Source organism: Rhizobium sp. BK008 (assembly GCF_014197345.1).
GTDB lineage: Bacteria > Pseudomonadota > Alphaproteobacteria > Rhizobiales > Rhizobiaceae > Rhizobium > Rhizobium anhuiense.
The window spans coordinates 1812509-1833394 of the sequence record NZ_JACIFK010000001.1 but is presented as its reverse complement, the minus strand read 5'-3'; the positions used below and the strand labels follow the sequence as shown (position 1 = coordinate 1833394).

Here is a 20886-nt window from a genome sequence, read left to right as displayed (position 1 = left end):
GCAAGGTGTCGCCTGAAAACTGTGCAAAAATAGATATGCGCAAAAAATAATCAAATTGCCGCATTTTCGGGCGAGGACATTCCGTCGGCCAGCAGCGCATGACCGCACTGCATGGCGCGGTGTTCCAGCAGGCCTTCAGCGAAGGAGCCGCCTATTTCAACCAGCTGATCGTCGATGGTGAAGCCAAATCCGTCGAGACGGCGCTTGGCCATGGCAGAAGCTCCTGAAGCCGGAAGCCTTCGACGAATGGCAGAAGGGCGCCCAGGGCGTATGGGACGATTTCGCGCCTGTTGTCGGCGGCATCGACAGGATCAAATCCATCCAGGCCGCCTGAAGCAAGGGGCAAGGCAGTTGTGCCTGCCGCTTTTGACGGGACCGATGGAAAACCATCGGTCTCTTCGTCGCGCGCACATGCCGGAAAAATAATGCCGGAGCAGGCCGGAAATCGAAAGAGCATGCCTTCGGTAATCGTGGTATATGACTTACTTAAAATCCTGGAATGGGAAGTCTTTTACCTTCGGCCGGTGCGATCCTGTTGACCGCAATCTCGCGACCGCTCCCGGCGGACGGATCCCATGGCCTCGATTTGAGAAGAACAACATTGAACACAAGGCTTTGGAGGGCCGACCATGAGCTTACGCATCAACGATATTGCCCCCGATTTTACCGCCGACACCACCCAGGGACCGATCAGCTTCCATGATTGGATCGGCAATGGCTGGGCCGTCCTGTTCTCGCATCCGAAGAATTTCACGCCTGTCTGCACCACCGAGCTCGGCGCCATGGCCGGCTTGGCGGGGGAGTTTTCCAAGCGTGGTGCCAAGATCATCGGCATCTCCGTCGATCCTGTGGAAAGCCATGCCAAGTGGAAGAACGACATCAAGACCGCCACCGGTTTCGACGTCGAATATCCCCTGATCGGTGACAAGGACCTCAAGGTCGCCAAGCTCTATGACATGCTGCCGGCCGGCGCCGGCGAGAGCTCGGAAGGCCGCACGCCTGCCGACAATGCGACGGTGCGTTCGGTTTTCATCATCGGTCCCGACAAGAAGATCAAACTGATCCTGACCTATCCGATGACGACGGGCCGCAATTTCAATGAGATCCTGCGCGCCATCGATTCCATCCAGCTGACGGCCAAGCACCAGGTGGCGACGCCGGCGAACTGGAACCAGGGCGAGGACGTCATCATCACCGCCGCGGTTTCCAACGAAGACGCGATCACGCGTTTCGGTTCCTTCGATACGGTTCTGCCCTATCTGAGGAAGACCAAGCAGCCGACCGCCTGATCGCTGCTGCTTCCCAACTGCTACAAAGCCGCCGCGAAAGCAGTTTCGCAGCGGCTTTTTGTTGATGCGGAAGGCGGTGATGATCGCCGTAGTTGTCAGATTAAGCGGTGGCTTTTCGTGCCCGAACCGCATCGCCGAATGCCTGAAACAACGCACGGTTCACGGGGTTGGTCTGCGGATCGTATTCGGCATGCCATTGCACGCCGAGCGCAAATCCCGGCGCATCCTTGAACCGTATCGCCTCGATCGTCCCGTCCTCTGCAATGCCTTCGGCAACGACCCTGTCGCCAAGCTCGAGAATGCCCTGTCCATGCAGGGAGTTCACCCGGATCGTCTCCCGGCCGAGGATGCGTGCAAACATCCCATCCTGTATAAGTTGAACATCGTGACGATCGCCGAAAACGATGGCGAGGTCGGGATGGATCTCGCCGGTTTCCAGGCGCGGCATTCGGTGGTTCATGCGTCCGGGCAATTCCCGGATTTCGGGATGCAGCGAGCCGCCGGCCGCGACGTTCATTTCCTGGAAACCGCGGCATATGCCGAAAATAGGAACGCCGCGCGCTACACAGGCTTCGATCAATGGCAGCGCCAGCCCGTCACGATCCTCGTCATAAGGTTCATGCTTGGGATCCGGCACCGTGTTGAAACGGCTGGGATGGACATTGGCTCTGGCGCCTGTCAGCAGAATGCCGTCGACGACAGCCAGCAGATCGGCGATATCGGCCAGTTTGGGGTTGCCGGCAAACATCAGCGGCAAGGCTTCGGCGACATCGGCCACGGCCCGCAGATTGTTTTCTCCGACATGCTGAGCCGGAAATCGGCTTTCGACGATGCGGGCATTCCCGATGATGCCGATTACAGGTCTTGTCATTGCCGGTTACACCCCCAAGTCACACCCAAGTCGCAACGCCAGCTGCTGTCCAAGCCCCCTGGCTCCCCGGCAGGTGATTTAAAGCGCCTGGAAACCGGGACCGACCGGTGCTGGCTGCCGGCTCGGTTGTGGCTATGGTTATCTCCAGCCGGGCCGAAGCTCAATCCGGAACGGGAAGGGCGCGCTGGTTGTAGAGGATCTTGCGGATGCGCGACTGTTCCTCTTCGGAGAGCTTGCTGTTGTCGGTGCCAAGGTCGGCGCCGACCGCAAGGCCGCGCTGGACGCCGGGCCGTGCGCCGACCTCCTCGAACCATCGCTTGAAATGCTTGAATTCGTCGATGTCCTGGCCCTGCGCCTGCCAGTTGACGGTCCAGGGATAGCTGATGATGTCGGCGATGGTGAATTCGTCGCCGGCGAGATAACGCCGGTCACGAAGCCGCATGTTGAGAACACCGTAGAGGCGGTTGGCTTCGTCGGTGAAACGCCGCACCGCATAGGACTGATCGCCCTCGCGATCGCCGAGACGGCGGAAGTGACCGGCTTCGCCGAGTTTCGGTCCCTGGTTGGCCATCTGCCAGATCACCCATTGCGTCACGTCGTATTTGCCGCGCAGATCCTGCGGCCAGAATCTTCCGGTCTTTTCGGCGAGGTAGAAGAGGATTGCACCGGATTCGAAGACGCTGAGCGGCCCGCCGCCGTCGGCAGGCGTGTGGTCGACGATAGCAGGCATGCGGTGATTGGGATTGAGCCTGAGATAATCGGGTTTGAACTGGTCGCCCCGGCCGATATTGACCGGCACCAGCCGGTAGGGCGTGCCGGTTTCCTCCAGGAAGATCGAAACCTTCTTGCCGTTCGGCGTCGGCCAGTAGTGGAGATCAATCATCTGCGCGTCCTCGTTCGCTCGGGATTTCCTGGCGATCAGGATGACGCTGCGACCTTGGCAGGTCGAATATATCTGTTCCAAAATTGATGGCGAAATTAGAAACCTGGTGCAGAGATGGAAATGGGGGAAGCTTCCTACCCGTATCGATGGTATTGAGAATTCCGCGTCGCGATGGAAGTTCGAACCCGCCGAGATCCGATGATAGGCCGGAAATGTCAGTCCGACATGGGGAGGAGATCGGCGAAGGCCATGCTTTCGCTTTGCCTTCTGTTTTCCCACGTGGATGCGGTCACGGCTCAGCCGGAAGGAAGCGCGGGACCGCCGGCCTGTCTCTATTCAGGCCCTTCAGCGTCGGGATCGGGTGAAGCGCTCTGCATCCGTAAGGACAGTTTCAATCGTGACCTTTGCGTCGCGATCGAGCATTTCGCCAGCGCCAATCAATTGCCGCCGGATTATTTCGCCCGTCTCATCTGGCGCGAGAGCACCTTTCGCCCCGATGCCGTCAGCTTCAAAGGAGCGCAGGGGATTGCGCAGTTCATGCCCGGTACGGCGAAACTGCGCGGTCTTGAAGACAGCTACCAGGTGTTGGAAGCCCTGCGGAAATCGGCGCAGTATCTCGACGAACTGCGCAATCGCTTCGGCAATCTCGGCCTTGCCGCTGCCGCCTATAATGCCGGCGAAAACGGCCTAGCATCTTACCTTACGTCAGGAAGATTACCCTACGAAACGCGCAGCTATGTCACGGCGATCACTGCCCATACGGTCGAGGAATGGAAGGATAACCCACCGCAAGATGCGGCCGCCCCGCTCGACAAGGACAAGTCCTTCATCGATGGTTGCGTGGCGCTCGCGGAGAGACGGACGTTGAAGGACACGCCCTGGCGTCAGGAGGGCGAATGGGCCCCCTGGGGCGTCCAGCTTGCGGCGAATGCGAATGTCGCGGTGGCCCGACGCATGTTTCTCGATGCCGTGCAGGATCTGCCTGCGCCCCTGAATGCCGAGCAGCCGCTGATCCTGCGCCAGCGCGATCGCAGCTTCGGTTTTCGCCCGCGCTACGCTGCCCGCATCGGTCGGCAGACGCGTATGGAAGCCAATGATCTCTGCAACCAGATCCGCAAACACGGCGGCACCTGCCTTGTTTTCAAGAACCGGTAGCGGGCCTGGCCCAGCCGCCTGGATCATGAAAAGTCTGCTTGCAGGATCGCCTGAGCGCAGCATATTCGACACGGAAATGCCAAAGGAGGAATGACGATGCGGGTTTTGGTAATCGGGGCAACGGGCCATGTCGGAACCTATCTCGTTCCCCGCCTGGTGGAGGCAGGTCATGACGTCGTCACGATCAGCCGCGGCACGGCGAAGCCTTATACGGAAAACCGTGCCTGGGCTTCTGTCGATCAGCGTCAGATGGATCGGGCGGCGATGGAGCGGGTGGGTGATTTCGGCCCGGCCGTCCGTGAAGTGAAAGCCGATATCGTCATCGACATGATCTGCTTCACGCTGGAAAGTGCCGAGCAGCTGGTGACGGCGCTGTCGGGGCATGTCGGCCATTTCCTGCATACCGGCACGATCTGGACGCATGGCCATGCCAGCGCCGTGCCGACGCTGGAAGAGGCGCCGAAATCTCCCTTCGGCGATTACGGCACGCAGAAGGCTGATATCGAAACCTACCTGCTACAGCAGGCAAGGCTTCGCGGATTTCCGGCCACCATCATCCATCCCGGTCATATTGTCGGTCCGGGCTGGGCGCCGCTCAATCCAGCCGGCAATTTCAACCTGCAGGTCTTTTCAACCCTTGCCCGCGGAGAGACCCTGGCGCTGCCCAATTTCGGTCTGGAGACCGTTCATCACGTCCATGCCGATGATGTGGCGGCGATGTTCATGGATGCGATCGCCAACTGGAATGCCTCGATCGGCGAAAGTTTCCACGCGGTCTCTCAGCAGGCGCTGACGCTTCGCGGCTACGCCGAATCCATGTCGCGGTGGTTCGGGCATGAGCCGAAGCTCACCTTCGCGCCGTTCGATGCCTGGGCCAAAGGCCAGACGGCCGAGGATGCGGAGGCGACCTGGGAGCATATCGCCCGCAGCCCGAATTGCTCGATCGCCAAAGCCAGGCGCTTGCTTGGGTTTACCCCGAGATATCAGTCGCTGCAGGCGGTGCAGGAATCGGTCGGCTGGCTGGTCGGGCAGGGGCGGATCAAGACCTGACCCACCATTGCCGCGGGCTGCTAACGGATCAGGATAGCCCTGAAATCATTGACATTGGTTCCGGTCGGGCCGGTTTCAAACAGATCGCCGCTGGCCGCAAAGCCTGAATAGCTGTCATTGCCGTCGAGCAGGCGGCGCGGATCGAGCCCGGCGGCGCGCAGGCGCTTCACCGTGCCGCCATCGGCAAAGGCGCCGGCATTATCCTCCGAGCCGTCGATCCCGTCCGTGTCGGCGGCGAGGACATGGATGCCCTCCTGTCCGTCGATCGCAAGCCCCATGGCGAGCGCGAATTCGCCGTTGCGTCCGCCCTTGCCGCCCTTGGCGCGCAGCGTCACCGTCGTCTCGCCGCCGGAAAGGATGACGACCGGCTTCGAAAACGGCCTGTTCCGGCCCAATACTTCGCGGGCGATCGCTGCATGCACCAGCGCCACGTCGCGCGATTCCCCCTCGATCGCATCCGAAAGGATCGCCGGCTCGATCCCCTGCGATTTTGCCAGTGCCGCAGCGGCCTCCAGCGAAACGCCTGCGGAGGCGATGATGTGGTGCGCGTGCCGTGAGAAGACCGGATCGTCCGGGCGAGGGGCATCGGCCTTCGGCGAGTTCAGATGGTCGAGTGCGGCCTGCGGCAGCTGCAATCCATATTGCCGGATGATCTCGAGCGCATCGTGTCGTGTCGAACCATCCGGCACCGTCGGCCCGGAGGCGACATGGGCCGGGTTGTCGCCGGGAATGTCGGAGACAACAAGACTGACGACCTTCGCTCTGGTCGCTGCCGCAAGCCTTCCGCCCTTGATGGTGGAGAGATGCTTGCGCACGACGTTCATCGCCGAAATCGGCGCGCCCGAGGCAAGCAGCATTTCGTTGAGCGCAATCTCGTCTTCGAGGGTCAGCCCTTCCGGCGGAGCGGGCAGCAGCGCCGAGCCGCCGCCGCAGATCAGCGCGATCACCAGATCGTCTTCCGTCAAGCCGTTCACCGTTTCCATCAACCGCTTTGCCCCGGCGAGCCCCGCGGCATCGGGTACCGGATGGGCGGCCTCGATGATTTCGATGCTGCGCGTCTCACAGCCATAGCCGTAGCGGGTGACCACCAGGCCTTCGATCGCTCCGTCCCAGACGCTTTCGAGGGCACGCGCCATTTGCGCCGCGCCCTTGCCGGCGCCAATCACCACGGTCCTTCCCTTCGGCCTGTCAGGCAGATGCGCTTTGATGCCGGTCAGCGGATCGGCGGCGCGAACCGCCGCGTCGAACAGGCTTTTCAGGAAGTCGCGGGGAGCTGATATCCTCATCGGTGGTCTCTGCTGCTTCGGTGTCGATAGGGATGGGACAGTGCTTTAATTCTCGGCCCCGAAGGTCCGCAAGACATTGGCCGCACCACAGCCTATTGCATAATTCAAACTGTTACAGTGCCGCGCGTCAGTCGGCGAGGGCCGCCAGGATACGAACCCAGGATCGTATGCCTTTGTGGAAGCTGGAGAGATCATATTTTTCGTTCGGGCTGTGGACGCGGTTGTCGAAGCGGGCAAAGCCGACCAGGAGGGCATCGCATCCGAGCCGGCGTTTGAAGTCGCCGACGATGGGGATCGAGCCTCCCGTGCCGGCAAGAGCCGCTTCGCATTGCCATTCTGTCGAAAGCGCCTGAAGCGTCCTGGTGAGAAACGGACTGTCGATCGGCATGACGGTGGCCGGCGAAAGTCCATAATCCCTGAAACTGACCGAACAATCCCTGGGGATACGTGCGCGCACATGCCGCTGGAAGGCATCGCGGATCGCTTGGGGATCCTGTCCTTCCACCAGTCGAAACGAAATCTTGGCGCTTGCCTTCGCCGGAATGACCGTCTTGAAGCCTTCGCCCGTATAGCCGCCGCTCATGCCGTTGATCTCGCAGCTCGGCCGCGCCCAGATCTGTTCGAGGACGGAACGGCCTGCCTCGCCGGCCGGATCTCTCAGGCCGATATCGCCGAGAAAGGCCTCCTCGTCGAAGGGCAGTCTTTTCCACAGCGCCTTGATGGCGTCGGGGAGCTCTTTCACGCCGTCATAGAAACCTTCGACCGCAACGCCGCCATCGGTTCGCCGCAGGCTTGAAACGATGTCTGACAACACCTGCAGCGGATTGCGTGCGGCATTGCCGAACATGCCGGAATGCAGGTCCTGATCGGCGCAGGTGATCTCGATTTCCGTGGTGTAGATACCGCGCAGCATCGTGGTGACGGCAGGCGTTTCACGATCCCACATATCCGTGTCGCAGACGAAAACAGCATCGGCCTTCAACTCGTCCGCCGTGGCATCCAGAAAGGGTGCGAGACTCGGACTGCCGGCCTCTTCTTCGCCTTCGAACAGCATGCTCACCTGCACCGGCAGTTTCCCGGTAACGCTTTTCCAGGCGCGGCAGGCTTCGACGAAGGTCATCAATTGTCCTTTATCGTCGGAGGCGCCGCGCGCCACGATCGCGGTATCGCCGTTCGGCAAGGCTTCCATGCGCGGCTCGAACGGATCGCTGGTCCACAGTGCCAGCGGATCGACCGGCTGGACATCGTAATGGCCGTAAAACAGCAGATGCGGTGCGGATGCCGCCTTTTCATGCGCGACCACCATCGGATGGCCGGTCGTTTTGCGCACCGATGCTTCGAAGCCGATGGCAGCCAGATCCCGGCTCAGCCATTCGGCGGCGGCGCGGCATTGATCGCGATAAGCCGGGTCGGTCGAGACGCTCGGAATGCGGATCAGCTCGAAAAGCCGCGCCAGGCTGTCATCGAGGCTCCGGTCCACATGGGCAAGAACGGCGTCGATATCCTGATTGCTGATACTGGCCATGGTTTCTCCTCAGCGGCTCAATCTTCCGGGTCGAGAATGCAGCACTGCTCGGCAAGCGGTATCAGCACGGCGGACGCCCCTGTTTCCAGCGGGTCGGACAAAGCCCCATTGGCGGTAATCTCTCCCGCCGATGTCGCGCATTTATACTGATAGGCCCGGCCGAGATAGGTGCGGGTGCCGAGCACGGCGGCGATGCCATCGCCGTCACGGCTGACGGCAAGGCCGTCTGCGCGGCAGGCCAGCACGAAGTCGTCCTTGATCGGCCCGAATGCATCCTGAGACAGATGCAGCCGTGCGCCGCCCGTCGCTTCGGCGGTCACGATCGCTCCGTTGCGCGCGGTTACCTTCATCCGGATCAGGTTCTCGAAGCCGACGAACCGGGCGACGAAGGCATTGGCCGGCTGGCGGTACAGCACCTCCGGCGCATCGAGCTGCATGATGCGCCCGGCATTCATGATCGCCACCCTGTCGGAGATCGAGAATGCCTCTTCCTGGTCGTGGGTGACGTAAAGCGATGTCGTGCCGTTGGCGCGCTGGAGCTGCCTGATCTCGACGCGCATGTCGATCCTGAGCTTTGCATCGAGATTGGAAAGCGGCTCGTCGAACATCAGCAGCGGCGGCTCGATGACCAGTGCCCGGGCGAGCGCCACGCGCTGTTTCTGGCCGCCGGAGAGAGCCGAAGGCAGGCGGTCGGCGAAGGCGGAAAGGCCGACGCGCTCCAGCATGGCCATCGTTCTCTTCGTCCGTTCCGGCTGGGGAACACGACGCTGCCTCAGGCCGAAGGCGACATTGTCCTGCACGCTCAGGTGAGGAAAAAGCGCGTAGTTCTGAAAGACCAGACCAATGTCGCGCGCATGCGCAGGAAGGCCGGTGAGGTCGCGTTCGCCGAGCTTGATGCTGCCGCTGGTCGGCTGCAGAAAACCGGCCACCAGGCGCAATGTCGTCGTCTTGCCGCAGCCGCTGGAGCCGAGCAGGGAAACCAGCTCCCCGGCCATGACTGAGATCGACAGGTCCTTGAGAACCTCAGTGCTGCCGTAATGGGCGGAGATGGAATCGATGGTGAGGGATACGGTCAAGAGCGTTCTACTTTGTCAGGAAGGTGAGACCGAGCGTGGCCTCGACGACGGCCATGACGCCGACTGTCACGAACATCAGCAGCACCGATACCGAGGCGATCGTCGGATCGAAGAACTGTTCCATATGCGCAAGGATCTGGATCGGCAGCGTCGAGATGCCAGGACCGGTCAGGAAGACTGACACCGACACGTCGTTGATCGAGGTGATGAAGGCGAGGATGAAGGCGGCAATGACCCCGGCGCGGATATTTGGCAGGACCACGGTCAGGAAGGTTTTCAGCGGCGGGCAACCCAGGCTGATCGCCGCCTCCTCGACGGAAAAATCGAAGGCCGCCAGGCTGGCGCCGACGACCCGCACCGAATAGGGCAGGATCAGCAGCGCATGACCGACCAGCAGGCTGATGAAGATCGGAAGCCCGAGGCCGATCGTGACCGACTTCATCAGCGAGAATCCGAAGACGATCTCCGGCACCAGGATCGGCAGGACGAAAATGGTGGAAAGCCAGCGCGGCAATTCCACCCGGTAGCGGTTGATCGCATAGGCGGCCGGGATGCCGATCAGCAGCGATAGCGCCGTGCCGAGAAAGGCGACCTGCAGGCTGGTCAGCGCCGTCGTGCGGAAGGCCTCGATCTCGAAGATATTGACGAACCAGCGCAATGTCAGGCCCTGCGGCGGGAAGGTCAGATAGGTCGTGTCGCTGAAGGCCGCACCGACGATGATGACCAGCGGTGCGAGCAGGAAGAAGAAAACGCAGGCCGCGAAGGCGGCGAGGATCGGGTGAACGCGCCTGTCCATCACACCGCCATCGGATTGAGCCGGCGTGCAACGCGGCTCATGATGAGGACGACGCCGAGCGTCAGCACCACCATGATGGCGGCGATCGTCGATGCACCCACCCAATCGAAGGTGACCATGGCGCGCTGGTAGAGGAAGGTCCCCATCATCATCTGCTTTTCTCCGCCGAGCAGTTGCGGTGTCGCATAGGAGGTGAAGCTGCCGGTGAACACCAGCACGGCGCCGACGATGAGGCCGGGTGTCGCCAGCGGCAGGATCACCTGAAGGAATGTCATCAGCGGTCTGGCGCCGAGCGAAGCGGATGCATCGATCAGATCGCGCGGGATGCCCTCAAGCACGCCGACGAGCGTCAGGATCATCAGGGGAACGAAGAGATAGACCATGGCGACGATCACCGAGCCTTCGGTATAGAGCATCGAAAGCGGCTCACTGAGGATACCGGTCGAGATCAGCATGGTGTTGAGGATGCCGTTCTTCCCGAGAATAATCAGCCATGCGAAGGATCGGACGACGACACCTGTCAGCAGTGGAAAAACCGCTGCGATGATCATGATACTCTTCGCGCGGCCGGGCATTTGGGCGATCACATAGGCGGTGATGAAACCCACGGTGAGGGAGATCGCCGTGGTGATCAGAGCGATCTCCAGCGTTCGGTAAAGAACCGCCCGGCGAAAGCCGCTGCTGAAGAATGTCACATAGGGCGCAAACACGCCCTTCGGTTCCGCAAACGTCGCCGCGATGGTGATGGCGACGGGAACGATGAGAAGCGCAACGACGGCAATCGTCGCCGGCATCGTCAATCCCCATCTGGCAAAATGCTTCATCTCAAAACTCGTGGCATGTCCTGATATCGGGAGCGCCGCATCTCGGGCTCGGATGTGCGGCGCTTCCAGGTCTGACCGAGGCCCGGCAATAAACCGGCCTCGGGCCGGGATACCGGCAGCTTACTGAGCGAAGACTTCGTTCCAGCGGTCGATCCAGTCGGCCTTGGCGGCATTCATCTTGGCATAGTCGATGCGGGTGAGGCTCGCGACCATATCCGCGCCATAGGTCCAGATCTTCGCCTGATCCGGAGTCAGGCTGACCTTGGTCGAGATCGGCGCATCGACGCCTTGTTCGGCTTCAGCCTGCTGGACGTCCTTGGACAGGATGAAGTTGATGAACTGATGCGCCAGTTCGACATTTTCCGAACCCTTCGGGATGTTCACCGTATTCAGCGTGGCGATGTCGCCGTCCTTGAGCTTGGCCCATGTCATCGTCGGAACGGCCGCCTGCATCGATGCCAGGGTAAAGTCCTGGGCTAGCGCAACGCGCACTTCGCCTGTCGATATCAGGTTTACCAGCTCCGAGCCGGTGTTGTAGTTCTTGACGACATTGGGCTTCAGCGCCTCGATTTCCGAGAAGGCCTTGTCGGTGTCCTCATAGGCATCCGCGCCGCCATGCTTGCCGGCTTCCAGAACGACCAGCGGGCCGGCGGTGGTGGTGATGCCGGGCAGGGAGACGGAGCTTTTCAGATCGTCGCGCCACAGGTCGCCCCAGGCAGTGATCGGCGGGTTGACCTTGGCGGAATCATAGACGATGCCGACGCGCCCGATCGTATAGGCGGGGCCGTATTTGCCCTGAGGCGCCTTGCCCAGTTCGTAGATATCCGCAAGGTTGGGGATCTTCGAGGGATCGATCTCCTGGAACAATCCCTGTTCGATGCCGAGCTGCGAGAAGCTGTCGGTGAGGTAGATGACATCGACGCCCTTGCCATCGCGCAGTTTCAGCTTGTTGAGCCGGTCGGCGTTGTTGCCGGTCTCGAACACGATCTCGCAGCCGCAGATCTTCTTGAAGGGCGTGATGATGTTGGCGTTCATCTTCTCGCCGTTATAGCCCCACCAGGAGATGGTCAGCGTCTTCGATTGCGCATGGGCCGCAGCGGTGCCGCCGGCGGCGGCAAGCAGCGCAAGAGACAGGATTCGGGCGAAACGTCTGGCCTTCATGAGCAATATCCTTCTGTGAAAACGGCGTTGATAATCGGGATCATGCCCCTTGGATTTGAGGGATACTATTTTTTGATCGATCGGCTCGCAAGCTCAATACTTGGGCAAATGCGTACTTGCTTGGGGAATTTTCCAAGATCGAACCATCAGTAGCTCTCGGTTGATGACGTCTTGTTGTTGATCGCAAAACGTGTTGCGCCAGCGCTTTACACATTCGCGCGTGGTCTTTACGGTCCGCGGCGGTTCCAGCGTCTCACGGGCATTTCATTCATGGTTACCTCGCGCACCGCACTTCCTGATGACTTGCTGATCAACGCGTCCGACGAGGTTCGGACGCGCCAGGATCTTGTGCTGACGGCGCTCGGACGCCGGCCCGCCGACAGGCTGCTGCGCGTCGGCAGATTGCTCGATGTCCACACCAGGACATGGCTCGACGATCAGGAGATCGTCATCAAGGGCCGCCGTATCGCCTATGTCGGCCCTGCCGGCAGTTATGTTGGCGAGGTGAACGAGCGCTTTTCCGAGCCGGATCTTGCGGCCGTGCCGGGCTTCGGCGAGGCACACAAACATATCGAAAGCTCCCATCTGACGCCCGAATGGGAGGCGGCGCTGGTAATGCCGCATGGCGTGACCTGGACGTGTGAGGCGAGCCACGAATTTTCCAACGTCAACGGCGCCCGCAACCTGGAATTCTGGCTGGAAGCGCGCCGGCGCGGATCGCCGATGAAAATCTTTCCCCTGCCTGGCTCCGCCGTGCCGCCGACCGCCTACGAGTGGGGTGGCGGCTGGTTCGGTTACGACGAACAGAAGGCCTTCCTGTCCGAAAGCCTGATGGTCGCCGGGCTCGACGAAGTCATGGACTGGCCGTCCATATCCGATCCCGGCAATCCTTCCTACAACAGGCTGTGGGGCATGATCGGCGCCACCTTCGAACAACGCGGCGTCATCGAAGGCCACGGTGCCGGACTGCGCGACATGGCCTCGATCAACGCCTTTGCCGCGGCGGGTCTCGCCTCCGATCACGAAGGCTGGTTTCTCGATGAGATCTGGCAGAAGCTCCTCCACGGTCTATTCATCGAGCTCAGGCCGCATTCCCTGCCGGAGGTCATCCGCGGCCTGATCGACAAGGGACTGACGGACTGGTCGCAGATCGCCCTGGTGACCGACGACCGCAGCGCCTCGGACACGCTGAAAATCGGTGCGACCGACCACAATGTCCGCCTCGCCATCGAAAACGGCCTTGCGCCGGAGATCGCCATCCAATGCGTCACCCTCAATCCGGCGCGCCATATGCGGCTGACGCCGTGGGTCGGATCGATCGCACCGGGCCGCTTCGCCGATATCGTTCTTCTCAGCGACGTCGGCAGCCTGTCGATCGAAAAGGTGTGGGCGGACGGGCGTCCTGTGTCCGAGGGTGCGACCTTCATTGGCGTGCGCCCGGAAATCGACTGGCCGCAATGGGCGACGCGCACCGTGACCATAGACAGGACGGTCACGGCAGACGATTTCCGCATCGAGGCGCCGCCGAACCGGGCCACGGTCAACGCAGCACTTTTGCGGCCGTTTCACTGGCACGACGATTTCATCACCATGGAATTGCCGGTGGAAGATGGCCTCGTGCAGCGGGATCCCGCGCGCAATGTTACCAAGTTCTCGATTGTCGACCGGTTTTCCGGGGAGGCCAAGATCTCCAGGATGTTCTGGCTGGGCACCGGACCGCGCACGCCGGAGACGGCGCTCGCCTCCACGCTCGGGCACGACAAGCACAATATCTGGACGGTCGGTTCGTCGGACGAGGCGATGGCGCTGGCCGTCAATGCCCTGAACGAGCAGCAGGGCGGCTGGGCGCTGGTATCCGGCGGCAAGATTCTCGCCCGCGTCCGCTACGAGGTCGGCGGCCTGATGACGGCCCGTTCGGCCGAAGCGCTCGATGCGGAGATGCAGGCTCTTTATGCGGCCGGTGCCGGGATCGACTGGATGTACGAGCCGACCTTTTCGCCTCGATGGTGGCCGGGCTTTCCCGAACGCCTGTCGTTTGCAACGCTTACCTGCTCACCCTGGCGCTGGGTCCTGGTCGCGCCGTCGGAGCTGGCGCCGGAGGGGTTCGTGAACGTGCTCACAGGCAAGACCCATCCGATTGTCTGGTGACATTGCGGAGCGCCAAAAATCCACCTGATTGATCTTCTGACTGCAGCAATAGAAAGCATTAACCATAGTCCCTTAGATAACGAACAGGATCAAGGGAACCTGTGTTCGATGGCTGATGAAATGACCCACCGCCCCGCCGCTTCCAGTGAAGGCAGGGTAATTGCTTTCCCCTCCGGAACCGGAACTGCCAATATCGAGCGTTGCGCCCGCGAACTCGGCCGACGGCATGGCGCGGATGCGCTGGAATTCTGGAAGGCCGAATGCCGCAGGCTTGCCGATCAGCTTCTGGCGGCCGGGATACCGGAGAGCGACGTCCGTCAGCGGGTGATGTGGTTTCAGGAGGATGTCCAGAACGAACTCGTCCTCAGCCATCAAAAGCGGGCCGTTGCCTCTTCGTAAACTGCCTCTGGCGGCAGCGCCAGCAACCGGTCGGCCATCTCAAGCTTGAGCCAGGCGAGGCGCTCCTCTTCCGCGGGCGTCCGGTTGGTCTTGCGGCCGAGCGTGATGAACTCCTCGCGGACATGGCCGTCACGCAATTGCAGGGTGACGGTTCGTCCGCGATAGCTGAGTTCGAAGACGTAGCGAGCGAGGATGTCGCCGCGCTCCGTCCGGTCGAGCGAGGGGTCGACGCTATAGCGTCCTTCCGTCAGCGCACGCGTCACCATTTCAAAGGCGTCACGCCCGCCGGGACCGCGAAAGGCCGTGCGGATCGAGATTTCGCGGCGCTCCGGTGGTCCATCGACGCTGAGCAGCGGAAAGGCGCGCTCCATCACCTTGAAGGCATGGGCGACACCGCCGGGAAAACCAAAGCCGTGATAGTGCATGATATCGGCAAAGCCGTAGGCAAGCGGCTTGCCGTCTTCGAGAACTTCGATCTTCGCTTCGTTCATCTCGATCTTCCTTTGTCCAATTCCCGGCGCATCCAGGGAAGAAAACCATCCAGGAAACGCGTCGTCGCCGGCATGAAATGCGATCCGTGGTGGAAGCAGGGGTCGAGGCTGGTGATCACCATGCGCCCCGCCGTCGTGACCTCGTCCACATAGAGGATCGGCTTGCCTTCCTCATTCACCGCAAGAACCTCGACGCCCTCGGGTGGATCGAACCAGCCGTGAAGATGCCAGGTCAGGTCGTCCTGCCCGAGATGTTCGAACAGTGAATGGTGCGGGGAGGCGATCCTGACGCCGAGATCGGCGCCCTCGGTCAGCCACCACCACCAGTTCGTCGGCTGAGGTGTGAAATGGATAGCAGGCAGGAACGCCTGCCAGGCCGTCTCGCCGGTCGCGACGATCGTGCCGCCCTGATCGAGATAGTCGCGCAGCTGGGCCGCATGCGGCGCCAACCGGTCCGCCGGTGTGCGGCAGGGAATGAACAGCACCTGGTGTTTGCCGAGTTCGACCGAGGGCAGGTCCTCCGGCCGCACCAGGCTGTCGAAATAATGCCGGTAACGCGGCGCTTCCAGCGTCTCGATATGGTAGTAGGCGCCAGGATGGATCGCGAGCACGCTCATCGGTTCAGTTCCCCCGCCAGCCAGGCAATGGCGCGGCCGGCCAGATGCTTCTGGATGTCGGGGTCGTCTCCGCAACCCCAGAATTCGTTGCCGGCATGCGACAATATCTCTCCGCCCGCCGGCCGCGCCCAGATCCAGTCGATGGGTACCGCAGCCGGTCCCAATGTATTGATCGCGACGGCGCCTGATGGCATCGGATTGTGTCCCCGGCCGTAGAACCCGGCGACGCCGCGGTTCGTTTCCAGCATCCTCTGATCGATGCCGGCAAAGACCGGATGATCGAAGCGCCTGATTTGGGCGAAGTCTGACCGCTTCGGCTGCGGCATGGGAATATAGACGCCGAGTTCCGGCAGGATCGGCCGGAGCATATGGCCGTTGAAGATCCACCGGCCGCCGCGATCGAGGAAGGACGCCACCGCCGAGGCATATTTGAGAAAGCCGATCTGATCGAGATGGATGGTGGTGATCAGGCCGCTTGCGGCGGCAAAATGCGCCTCCGCAAGCTCCGTCTCGCGTACCGTCATCAGCTTGCCCTGCGCGGTTGCCTCCGCGAAAGCCGGCGCGCTCAGGGTGAAGGGGTCCTGATAGTGCGACTGGATGAGAAGAATGGTCATGCGGCGCGAATTCCTGCAAAGGCGGGCAGGACCGCCTGATGTCTTTCGCCTGCCGGACCGACAAGCTCGACAACCCGCATCGGCACCCCGTAGAGCCGTTCCAGATGGTCCGGCGTGATCGTCTCCGCGACCGGGCCGAACAGCGATTGACCATCAGGCATCATCAGCAGTGCGTCGTCGGCGGCCGCGAGCGCATGGTTCGGATCATGTGTGGTGAAGGCGATCGCCTTGTCGCGCGGCTCGCGAAGGCTCTTGAGCAGGTCGAGCAGCCGCTCCTGGTTGCGAAGGTCGAGTGCCGCTGCCGGCTCATCGAGGACGATCGCCTGCGAGCCGGTGGCGAGCGCCCGTGCCAGAAGCACGAGCTGCCGTTCGCCGCCGGAAAGCCGGTCGAAGAAATGATCGGCAAAGCGGGCAGCGCCCGCCCGCTCGAGCGCCGCATGGGCAATCTCGAAATCATCAGGTCCCGGCTGTCCGAAGAGGCCGAGATGCGCTGCCCGTCCCATGACGGTGACATCGATGGCGCGGTAGCGCTGGTTGCTGCTTCCGGTCTGCGGGACATAACCGACAATGGCGGGCGCGACGCGGCTGCCTTCGTCCAGCCGTTGAAAACCGAGCAGTGCTTTCAGCGTCGTCGTCTTGCCGCGCCCGTTGGGGCCGAGAATGGCGAGCGACCGCCCGACGGCAACCGAGAAGCTGAGACGGTCGAGAATGATGCGCGTCCCGAACCTGACGACCGCATCCGTCAAGCCGATCATGATCCCGTCCTTTCCCGATAGTGATGACGCAGCAGCGTTGCGAAGATCGGCGCGCCGACGAGGGCGGTAATGACGCCGAGCGGGATCTCCGCCGCCGTCGCCGCGCGGGCGAGCGTATCGATGCAGACCATGAACCCTGCGCCGAGCACGGCGGCCGCCGGCAGCAGCGCGCGGTGATCATGACCGACCAGCAGGCGGGCGGCGTGGGGAATGACGATGCCGATCCAGCCGATGATGCCGGAGACCGCGACCTGGCTGCCGACGATGACGGCGATGAGGCAGAAGACCAGCCATCTCTCGCGTGTCGTATTGGCGCCGAGGCTGCGGGCCTCGGCCTCGTCGAGCGACAGGATGTTGAGCCGGAAACGGAGCATCCACAGGAAGCAGCTTCCGAGGATGAGGCCCGGTGCCGCCACCAACGTGCGTTCCCAGGTGGCGGTCGCAAACGATCCCATCAGCCAGTAGACGATGGCGGGAAGGGATGTGTTGGGATCGGCGATGAATTGCAGCAGCGAGACGACCGCCGAGAACATCGAACTGATGACCAGTCCCGACAGGATCACGGTCACCGTTTCCGACCGGCCGTTGATGCGCGAGAGCAGTCCCACCAGGATGACGGCCGCCATGCCGCAGAAAAACACCATGGCGATGAGCGGAAATCCCCAGATACCGAGCATGATCGCCAGGGCGCCGCCAAAGGCTGCACCCTGGGAAATGCCCAATATGTCGGGCGAGACCAGGGGATTTCGAAACACGCCCTGAAGGCCGGCGCCCGAGATGGCGAGCCCGGCGCCGGCAAGTGCTGCCAGCACCACGCGCGGCGCCCGCACCAGCAAGACGATGCGTTCGTCGATCCCGGCAAGCTCCCGCGACGGATCGCTGATCCCCTGCCAGATCAGCTCCAGCGCACGTCCTGGCGGCACCGAGAACCGTCCGACGCAGAGGCTGACGATGAAGGCAATCACCAGCAGCGCCAGCAGCAAGGCGAAAATCAGCGTCTGCCTGGCGAGGTGGATTCGGCGGGCAGCGGGCACCGCCTCGTCCTGCGTCATCGTCGTCATGACATTACCTAGCCTCGAACTGCGCGTAGTCGGCGGAGGCGCCCTGATCCTTCAGCCAAAGGATATTGTCGATATCGCCGTCGGTCAGGTCGTAGTTGTAAAGCGTCTTGTAGGCCGTCTTCATTTCCGCCCGCAGATCGTATTTGAAGATATCGGGATGGAGCAGGTTGGCGGTCCACATCCAGGACAACGGTGATTCCTGGTTCGGCGGATCCCAGCGATAGCCGCCGAGCGGCATCTTGTAGACCCGCTTGGATTTGGCGGCATTGGTCAGGGACAGGATCGGATCCTTATAGACCCAGTCGACGTTCAGCTTGGCCTCAAAAGCATTGAGGAAGATGACGTCGGGGTTCCATTGCGCGATCTGTTCCTTGTTCACCGAGACCGTGCCGTTGAGTTCGGCAGAGGCGTTTTTCCCGCCCGCAAGCGCGATGGACCAGGCATTGTAATTGCCCTTGGTGCCCGATGCGCTGATATCGGAGAGCGCGCGGCCGAGATAGAGAACGTTCGGCCTCTTGTCATCGGGAATAACGGTCGCCTTGGCTTCGATATCCTTCTGGACGCGGTCGCGCCATTCCACCAGTTCGCCGATCCGCTCGGGCTTGCCGATCGCCTTCGAAGCCATGGTCATATAGTCTCGGGTCAGCTCTTCCGTGCCGTAGAGGATCAGCATCGTGGTGAGGCCGGCATTGGTGATCGGTGCGACGATATCGGCGCCGCGATCGCCCCACTGGATCACGAGGTCGGGATTGGCGGCGGTCAGCGCCTCGACATTCGGTACGAAATTCGGCGCCGTCACGTCGGAGGGAATATCCTTGGCTTCGGGGAAGATCTTTCCGAGAATCCCTTCGACCACGGCACTCTTCGCCGTCGGGTTCATGCCGACGAGCTTCCTGGTGCTGCCATCCAGCGCAATGACGGTGGACGCCATCGGGATGACGATCGAGACGACTCGCTCGGCCGCTTTTGCCAGCCGTACCTCGCGGTTTCCCTGATCCTTGAAGACGATCTCTTCGGCAAAAGCTGCCGGTGCAAAAAGCACGGCGGCAAGGGCTGCCGCCATGCGGCGGCGGCAAGCAGTTGCGATAACAAGCGAAAGCGGAACCATGGTGTCTCCCCGTACAGGCATATGCGATGAGCGCCATTCCTATTCCGCGTATTTAATCTTGTCTACAAATCTCCACTTTAATTAGCGACATGTCGTGGAACCCTCATCGATACCTAGCGCAGCAGCCCGGCGGACCGGAGGGCATCTTCAATGACCTTCTGAATACCGCCACGGTCGCTGCCCGCGCCAAATGGATCCGGGGTATTTTCCGGTTGAGTAGCTGAGGGCCTCGCGTCGCGCCGTTTCTCAAACGAGGGAACGAGACCCCAGGACCTGGCAATTTCGACAGTCGAGGAAATTCCGACGTCAAGCATGAAGGGGCCGCTTGCCCCGTAGCCGGTGCCGACATCGAGTGGCGTGCCGTGACCCATGCCGGCAATCGTATAGAGTTCGATCACCTCGCTACCGTGCGGATCGGTCCAGACCTGACGCTGATGTTGTCCGATATCTTCGATGCGCGCCGGCGATGCGCCGACGCCGTGGACATGTCTCCATTGCTCGATGATCGCATTCGCGTTGGATGCGGCGACGGTTCTGTCTGCGGTCCCCTGCCAGAGTGACAATGTCGGCCACGGGCCTTTGTGTTTTGAAGCGTTTCTCAACCGCAGTTCAAGCTCTTTGCCAGTCGGGCCACCTTGACCGCGCATCCGGTCGAACGCTTCGGGAATGGTCGCGGCACTTGCGTATGGCAGGCCTGCGATGATCGCGCCGCCGGCAAAAAACTCGGGATAGGTCGCGAGCATGGCGGCGGCCATGGCGCCGCCGGCCGACAGCCCCGTCACAAACACACGTCTGCCGTCAATACCATGTTCCGCAACGACCTTTGCGATCATCTGGCGAATGGAAGAGACCTCGCCATAATCCCGGCGAATATCCTCCGGGTTGAACCAGTTGAAGCAGAGGTTTGGATTGTTTGCCCTTTGCTGCTCGGGAAACAACAGCGCGAAGCCATAGTCCTCGGCCAATCGCGACCACCCGGATCCGCTATCATAGCCGGCGGCGGTCTGGGTGCAGCCGTGCAGGACAACGACCAGGGCCATGTTTTTCCCGCGCTTCGACGGCAAATAGGTGTAGCCCCCCAAGGCACCCGGGTTTGTGCCAAACGCGTCCAAGGCGACGAGATCGGAGTTGCCCTGCGTGGGTTGAGTGCGAAGTGTTCCTCGCAGCGCAGCAAGGCGTGCAAGGGTGTCTGACATAGATCTCATGAAACTCTCCGCCAATCAGCAGCCGGGATGGCGGTGATGCCTGACTAAACGCTTCAGCCTACGAAAGGTTGCTGCACTGCACAATGTTTATTTTTGGAACGGCAGCCTTTCCAAGGGCGGGCGCGCTCTCCTGAGGAGCGCACCCGCTAAGTTATTCAGATATCTTATTTTCTTTTAGGAAAACGAGGGAACATACCTGCTTGCACCGGGTTATCAGCGGCAATCTTCCCCATGAAGATATGAACGCGAGGAAACCAATGAAAAAGATTCTACTGACAACGGCTGCCTTCCTGATGGCGGCCTCCGTTTCGCTCGCCCAGAGCCAGACACCGACGACAAGCCAGGAAACGCCGGCTGTGGCGACGCCTGATACCAACAACCCGGGCGCGCCTGTCCAAGGCAAGAACAGTTTCACCGAAGACCAGGCCAAGTCGCGGCTTGAGGATGCGGGCTACAGCGCCGTCACCGGTCTCAAGCTTGACGATCAGGGCGTGTGGCGTGCGTCCGCGACCAAGGATGCCAAGCAGGTGCAGGTGGCACTCGATTACCAGGGCAACATCGTCGTCAAGTGA

20 protein-coding genes and 2 pseudogenes are annotated in these 20886 nt (G+C 61.6%); 7 read left to right on the top strand and 15 right to left on the bottom strand.

Going from position 1 to position 20886, the window contains the following annotated elements; all coding sequences use genetic code 11:
* Window positions 1-116: 116 nt before the first annotated feature.
* Together FHT69_RS08995 and FHT69_RS08990 are read left to right on the top strand one after the other, a co-directional pair.
* Window positions 117-334: pseudogene (locus tag FHT69_RS08995) on the top strand (TRAP transporter substrate-binding protein); the annotation flags it as partial.
* 295 nt (window positions 335-629) lie between these two features.
* Window positions 630-1289: a peroxiredoxin gene (locus FHT69_RS08990; protein WP_017964008.1), complete on the top strand. Its 660-nt coding sequence runs from the start codon at window positions 630-632 to the stop codon at window positions 1287-1289.
* A gap of 100 nt (window positions 1290-1389) precedes the next feature.
* Here the strand turns inward: FHT69_RS08990 and FHT69_RS08985 are convergent, their stop codons facing one another.
* Both FHT69_RS08985 and FHT69_RS08980 read right to left on the bottom strand, forming a co-directional pair.
* On the bottom strand, window positions 1390-2160 hold the full coding sequence (locus FHT69_RS08985; protein ID WP_047614721.1) for a gamma-glutamyl-gamma-aminobutyrate hydrolase family protein: 771 nt from the start codon (window positions 2158-2160) through the stop codon (window positions 1390-1392).
* A gap of 160 nt (window positions 2161-2320) precedes the next feature.
* On the bottom strand, window positions 2321-3043 hold the full coding sequence (locus FHT69_RS08980) for a glutathione binding-like protein (RefSeq protein WP_047615359.1): 723 nt from the start codon (window positions 3041-3043) through the stop codon (window positions 2321-2323).
* Between the two features lie 171 nt (window positions 3044-3214).
* Between FHT69_RS08980 and FHT69_RS08975 the strand changes: the two genes are divergently transcribed.
* Together FHT69_RS08975 and FHT69_RS08970 are read left to right on the top strand one after the other, a co-directional pair.
* Window positions 3215-4198, top strand: coding sequence for a lytic transglycosylase domain-containing protein (locus FHT69_RS08975; protein WP_174824493.1), 984 nt, complete (start codon window positions 3215-3217; stop codon window positions 4196-4198).
* Between the two features lie 96 nt (window positions 4199-4294).
* Window positions 4295-5248: an NAD-dependent epimerase/dehydratase family protein gene (locus tag FHT69_RS08970; RefSeq protein WP_183905240.1), complete on the top strand. Its 954-nt coding sequence runs from the start codon at window positions 4295-4297 to the stop codon at window positions 5246-5248.
* Between the two features lie 20 nt (window positions 5249-5268).
* Here FHT69_RS08970 and FHT69_RS08965 read toward each other — a convergent pair whose 3' ends face one another.
* The 6 genes from FHT69_RS08965 to FHT69_RS08940 all read right to left on the bottom strand — a co-directional run bounded on the left by FHT69_RS08965 (window position 5269) and on the right by FHT69_RS08940 (window position 11916).
* Window positions 5269-6534 carry a glycerate kinase gene (locus tag FHT69_RS08965; protein ID WP_097594633.1) on the bottom strand — a complete coding sequence of 422 codons (1266 nt, stop codon included), beginning with the start codon at window positions 6532-6534 and terminating at the stop codon, window positions 5269-5271.
* A gap of 127 nt (window positions 6535-6661) precedes the next feature.
* Complete coding sequence (locus tag FHT69_RS08960; protein ID WP_097543827.1) at window positions 6662-8059, bottom strand: dipeptidase; 1398 nt, start codon at window positions 8057-8059, stop codon at window positions 6662-6664.
* Between the two features lie 17 nt (window positions 8060-8076).
* The gene (locus FHT69_RS08955; RefSeq protein ID WP_047614727.1) at window positions 8077-9135 is read right to left on the bottom strand and encodes an ABC transporter ATP-binding protein; all 1059 of its coding nucleotides are present in this window, start codon (window positions 9133-9135) and stop codon (window positions 8077-8079) included.
* A gap of 7 nt (window positions 9136-9142) precedes the next feature.
* On the bottom strand, window positions 9143-9934 hold the full coding sequence (locus FHT69_RS08950; protein ID WP_047614729.1) for an ABC transporter permease: 792 nt from the start codon (window positions 9932-9934) through the stop codon (window positions 9143-9145).
* A complete protein-coding gene (locus tag FHT69_RS08945) occupies window positions 9931-10755 on the bottom strand; it encodes an ABC transporter permease (protein ID WP_047614731.1) in 825 nt (274 codons plus the stop codon). Before FHT69_RS08945 ends, FHT69_RS08950 begins: the two co-directional genes overlap by 4 nt.
* A gap of 120 nt (window positions 10756-10875) precedes the next feature.
* Window positions 10876-11916, bottom strand: coding sequence for an ABC transporter substrate-binding protein (locus FHT69_RS08940; RefSeq protein ID WP_047614733.1), 1041 nt, complete (start codon window positions 11914-11916; stop codon window positions 10876-10878).
* A 72-nt stretch (window positions 11917-11988) separates the two neighbouring features.
* Here FHT69_RS08940 and FHT69_RS08935 point away from each other — a divergent pair.
* Window positions 11989-14064: pseudogene (locus tag FHT69_RS08935) on the top strand (adenine deaminase).
* Window positions 14065-14172: 108 nt separating this feature from the next.
* The gene (locus FHT69_RS34140) at window positions 14173-14463 is read left to right on the top strand and encodes a DUF6074 family protein (RefSeq protein WP_080759889.1); all 291 of its coding nucleotides are present in this window, start codon (window positions 14173-14175) and stop codon (window positions 14461-14463) included.
* Here FHT69_RS34140 and FHT69_RS08925 read toward each other — a convergent pair.
* The 7 genes from FHT69_RS08925 to FHT69_RS08895 form a co-directional block, all read right to left on the bottom strand.
* The gene (locus tag FHT69_RS08925) at window positions 14436-14954 is read right to left on the bottom strand and encodes a hypothetical protein (RefSeq protein ID WP_183905238.1); all 519 of its coding nucleotides are present in this window, start codon (window positions 14952-14954) and stop codon (window positions 14436-14438) included. The two genes, FHT69_RS34140 and FHT69_RS08925, sit on opposite strands and share 28 nt — an antisense overlap.
* On the bottom strand, window positions 14951-15571 hold the full coding sequence (locus FHT69_RS08920; RefSeq protein WP_097543829.1) for a hypothetical protein: 621 nt from the start codon (window positions 15569-15571) through the stop codon (window positions 14951-14953). Before FHT69_RS08920 ends, FHT69_RS08925 begins: the two co-directional genes overlap by 4 nt.
* Window positions 15568-16185: a hypothetical protein gene (locus FHT69_RS08915; protein ID WP_047614741.1), complete on the bottom strand. Its 618-nt coding sequence runs from the start codon at window positions 16183-16185 to the stop codon at window positions 15568-15570. Before FHT69_RS08915 ends, FHT69_RS08920 begins: the two co-directional genes overlap by 4 nt.
* Window positions 16182-16940: an ABC transporter ATP-binding protein gene (locus tag FHT69_RS08910; RefSeq protein ID WP_063475434.1), complete on the bottom strand. Its 759-nt coding sequence runs from the start codon at window positions 16938-16940 to the stop codon at window positions 16182-16184. Before FHT69_RS08910 ends, FHT69_RS08915 begins: the two co-directional genes overlap by 4 nt.
* Entirely contained in the window at window positions 16937-18001 is a 1065-nt protein-coding gene (locus tag FHT69_RS08905) for a FecCD family ABC transporter permease (protein ID WP_183905237.1), read from the bottom strand. The genes FHT69_RS08910 and FHT69_RS08905 overlap by 4 nt, the downstream gene beginning before the upstream one ends.
* Window positions 18002-18005: 4 nt before the next feature.
* On the bottom strand, window positions 18006-19109 hold the full coding sequence (locus FHT69_RS08900; protein WP_047614745.1) for an ABC transporter substrate-binding protein: 1104 nt from the start codon (window positions 19107-19109) through the stop codon (window positions 18006-18008).
* 113 nt (window positions 19110-19222) lie between these two features.
* Window positions 19223-20314 carry an alpha/beta hydrolase family esterase gene (locus FHT69_RS08895; protein ID WP_097543832.1) on the bottom strand — a complete coding sequence of 364 codons (1092 nt, stop codon included), beginning with the start codon at window positions 20312-20314 and terminating at the stop codon, window positions 19223-19225.
* Window positions 20315-20571: 257 nt separating this feature from the next.
* Between FHT69_RS08895 and FHT69_RS08890 the strand changes: the two genes are divergently transcribed.
* Window positions 20572-20886, top strand: a complete 315-nt coding sequence (locus tag FHT69_RS08890) for a PepSY domain-containing protein (RefSeq protein WP_047614749.1) — start codon at window positions 20572-20574, stop codon at window positions 20884-20886.

Excerpts from the sequence above, each read along its gene's own strand:
- FHT69_RS08990 (WP_017964008.1), top strand. The coding sequence starts at position 630 with ATGAGCTTACGCATCAACGATATTGCCCCCGATTTTACCGCCGACACC.
- FHT69_RS08985 (WP_047614721.1), bottom strand. The coding sequence starts at position 2,160 with ATGACAAGACCTGTAATCGGCATCATCGGGAATGCCCGCATCGTCGAA.
- FHT69_RS08980 (WP_047615359.1), bottom strand. The coding sequence starts at position 3,043 with ATGATTGATCTCCACTACTGGCCGACGCCGAACGGCAAGAAGGTTTCG.
- FHT69_RS08975 (WP_174824493.1), top strand. The coding sequence starts at position 3,215 with ATGGAAGTTCGAACCCGCCGAGATCCGATGATAGGCCGGAAATGTCAG.
- FHT69_RS08970 (WP_183905240.1), top strand. The coding sequence starts at position 4,295 with ATGCGGGTTTTGGTAATCGGGGCAACGGGCCATGTCGGAACCTATCTC.
- FHT69_RS08965 (WP_097594633.1), bottom strand. The coding sequence starts at position 6,534 with ATGAGGATATCAGCTCCCCGCGACTTCCTGAAAAGCCTGTTCGACGCG.
- FHT69_RS08960 (WP_097543827.1), bottom strand. The coding sequence starts at position 8,059 with ATGGCCAGTATCAGCAATCAGGATATCGACGCCGTTCTTGCCCATGTG.
- FHT69_RS08945 (WP_047614731.1), bottom strand. The coding sequence starts at position 10,755 with ATGAAGCATTTTGCCAGATGGGGATTGACGATGCCGGCGACGATTGCC.
- FHT69_RS08940 (WP_047614733.1), bottom strand. The coding sequence starts at position 11,916 with ATGAAGGCCAGACGTTTCGCCCGAATCCTGTCTCTTGCGCTGCTTGCC.
- FHT69_RS34140 (WP_080759889.1), top strand. The coding sequence starts at position 14,173 with ATGGCTGATGAAATGACCCACCGCCCCGCCGCTTCCAGTGAAGGCAGG.
- FHT69_RS08925 (WP_183905238.1), bottom strand. The coding sequence starts at position 14,954 with ATGAACGAAGCGAAGATCGAAGTTCTCGAAGACGGCAAGCCGCTTGCC.
- FHT69_RS08920 (WP_097543829.1), bottom strand. The coding sequence starts at position 15,571 with ATGAGCGTGCTCGCGATCCATCCTGGCGCCTACTACCATATCGAGACG.
- FHT69_RS08915 (WP_047614741.1), bottom strand. The coding sequence starts at position 16,185 with ATGACCATTCTTCTCATCCAGTCGCACTATCAGGACCCCTTCACCCTG.
- FHT69_RS08910 (WP_063475434.1), bottom strand. The coding sequence starts at position 16,940 with ATGATCGGCTTGACGGATGCGGTCGTCAGGTTCGGGACGCGCATCATT.
- FHT69_RS08905 (WP_183905237.1), bottom strand. The coding sequence starts at position 18,001 with ATGACGACGATGACGCAGGACGAGGCGGTGCCCGCTGCCCGCCGAATC.
- FHT69_RS08900 (WP_047614745.1), bottom strand. The coding sequence starts at position 19,109 with ATGGTTCCGCTTTCGCTTGTTATCGCAACTGCTTGCCGCCGCCGCATG.
- FHT69_RS08895 (WP_097543832.1), bottom strand. The coding sequence starts at position 20,314 with ATGAGATCTATGTCAGACACCCTTGCACGCCTTGCTGCGCTGCGAGGA.
- FHT69_RS08890 (WP_047614749.1), top strand. The coding sequence starts at position 20,572 with ATGAAAAAGATTCTACTGACAACGGCTGCCTTCCTGATGGCGGCCTCC.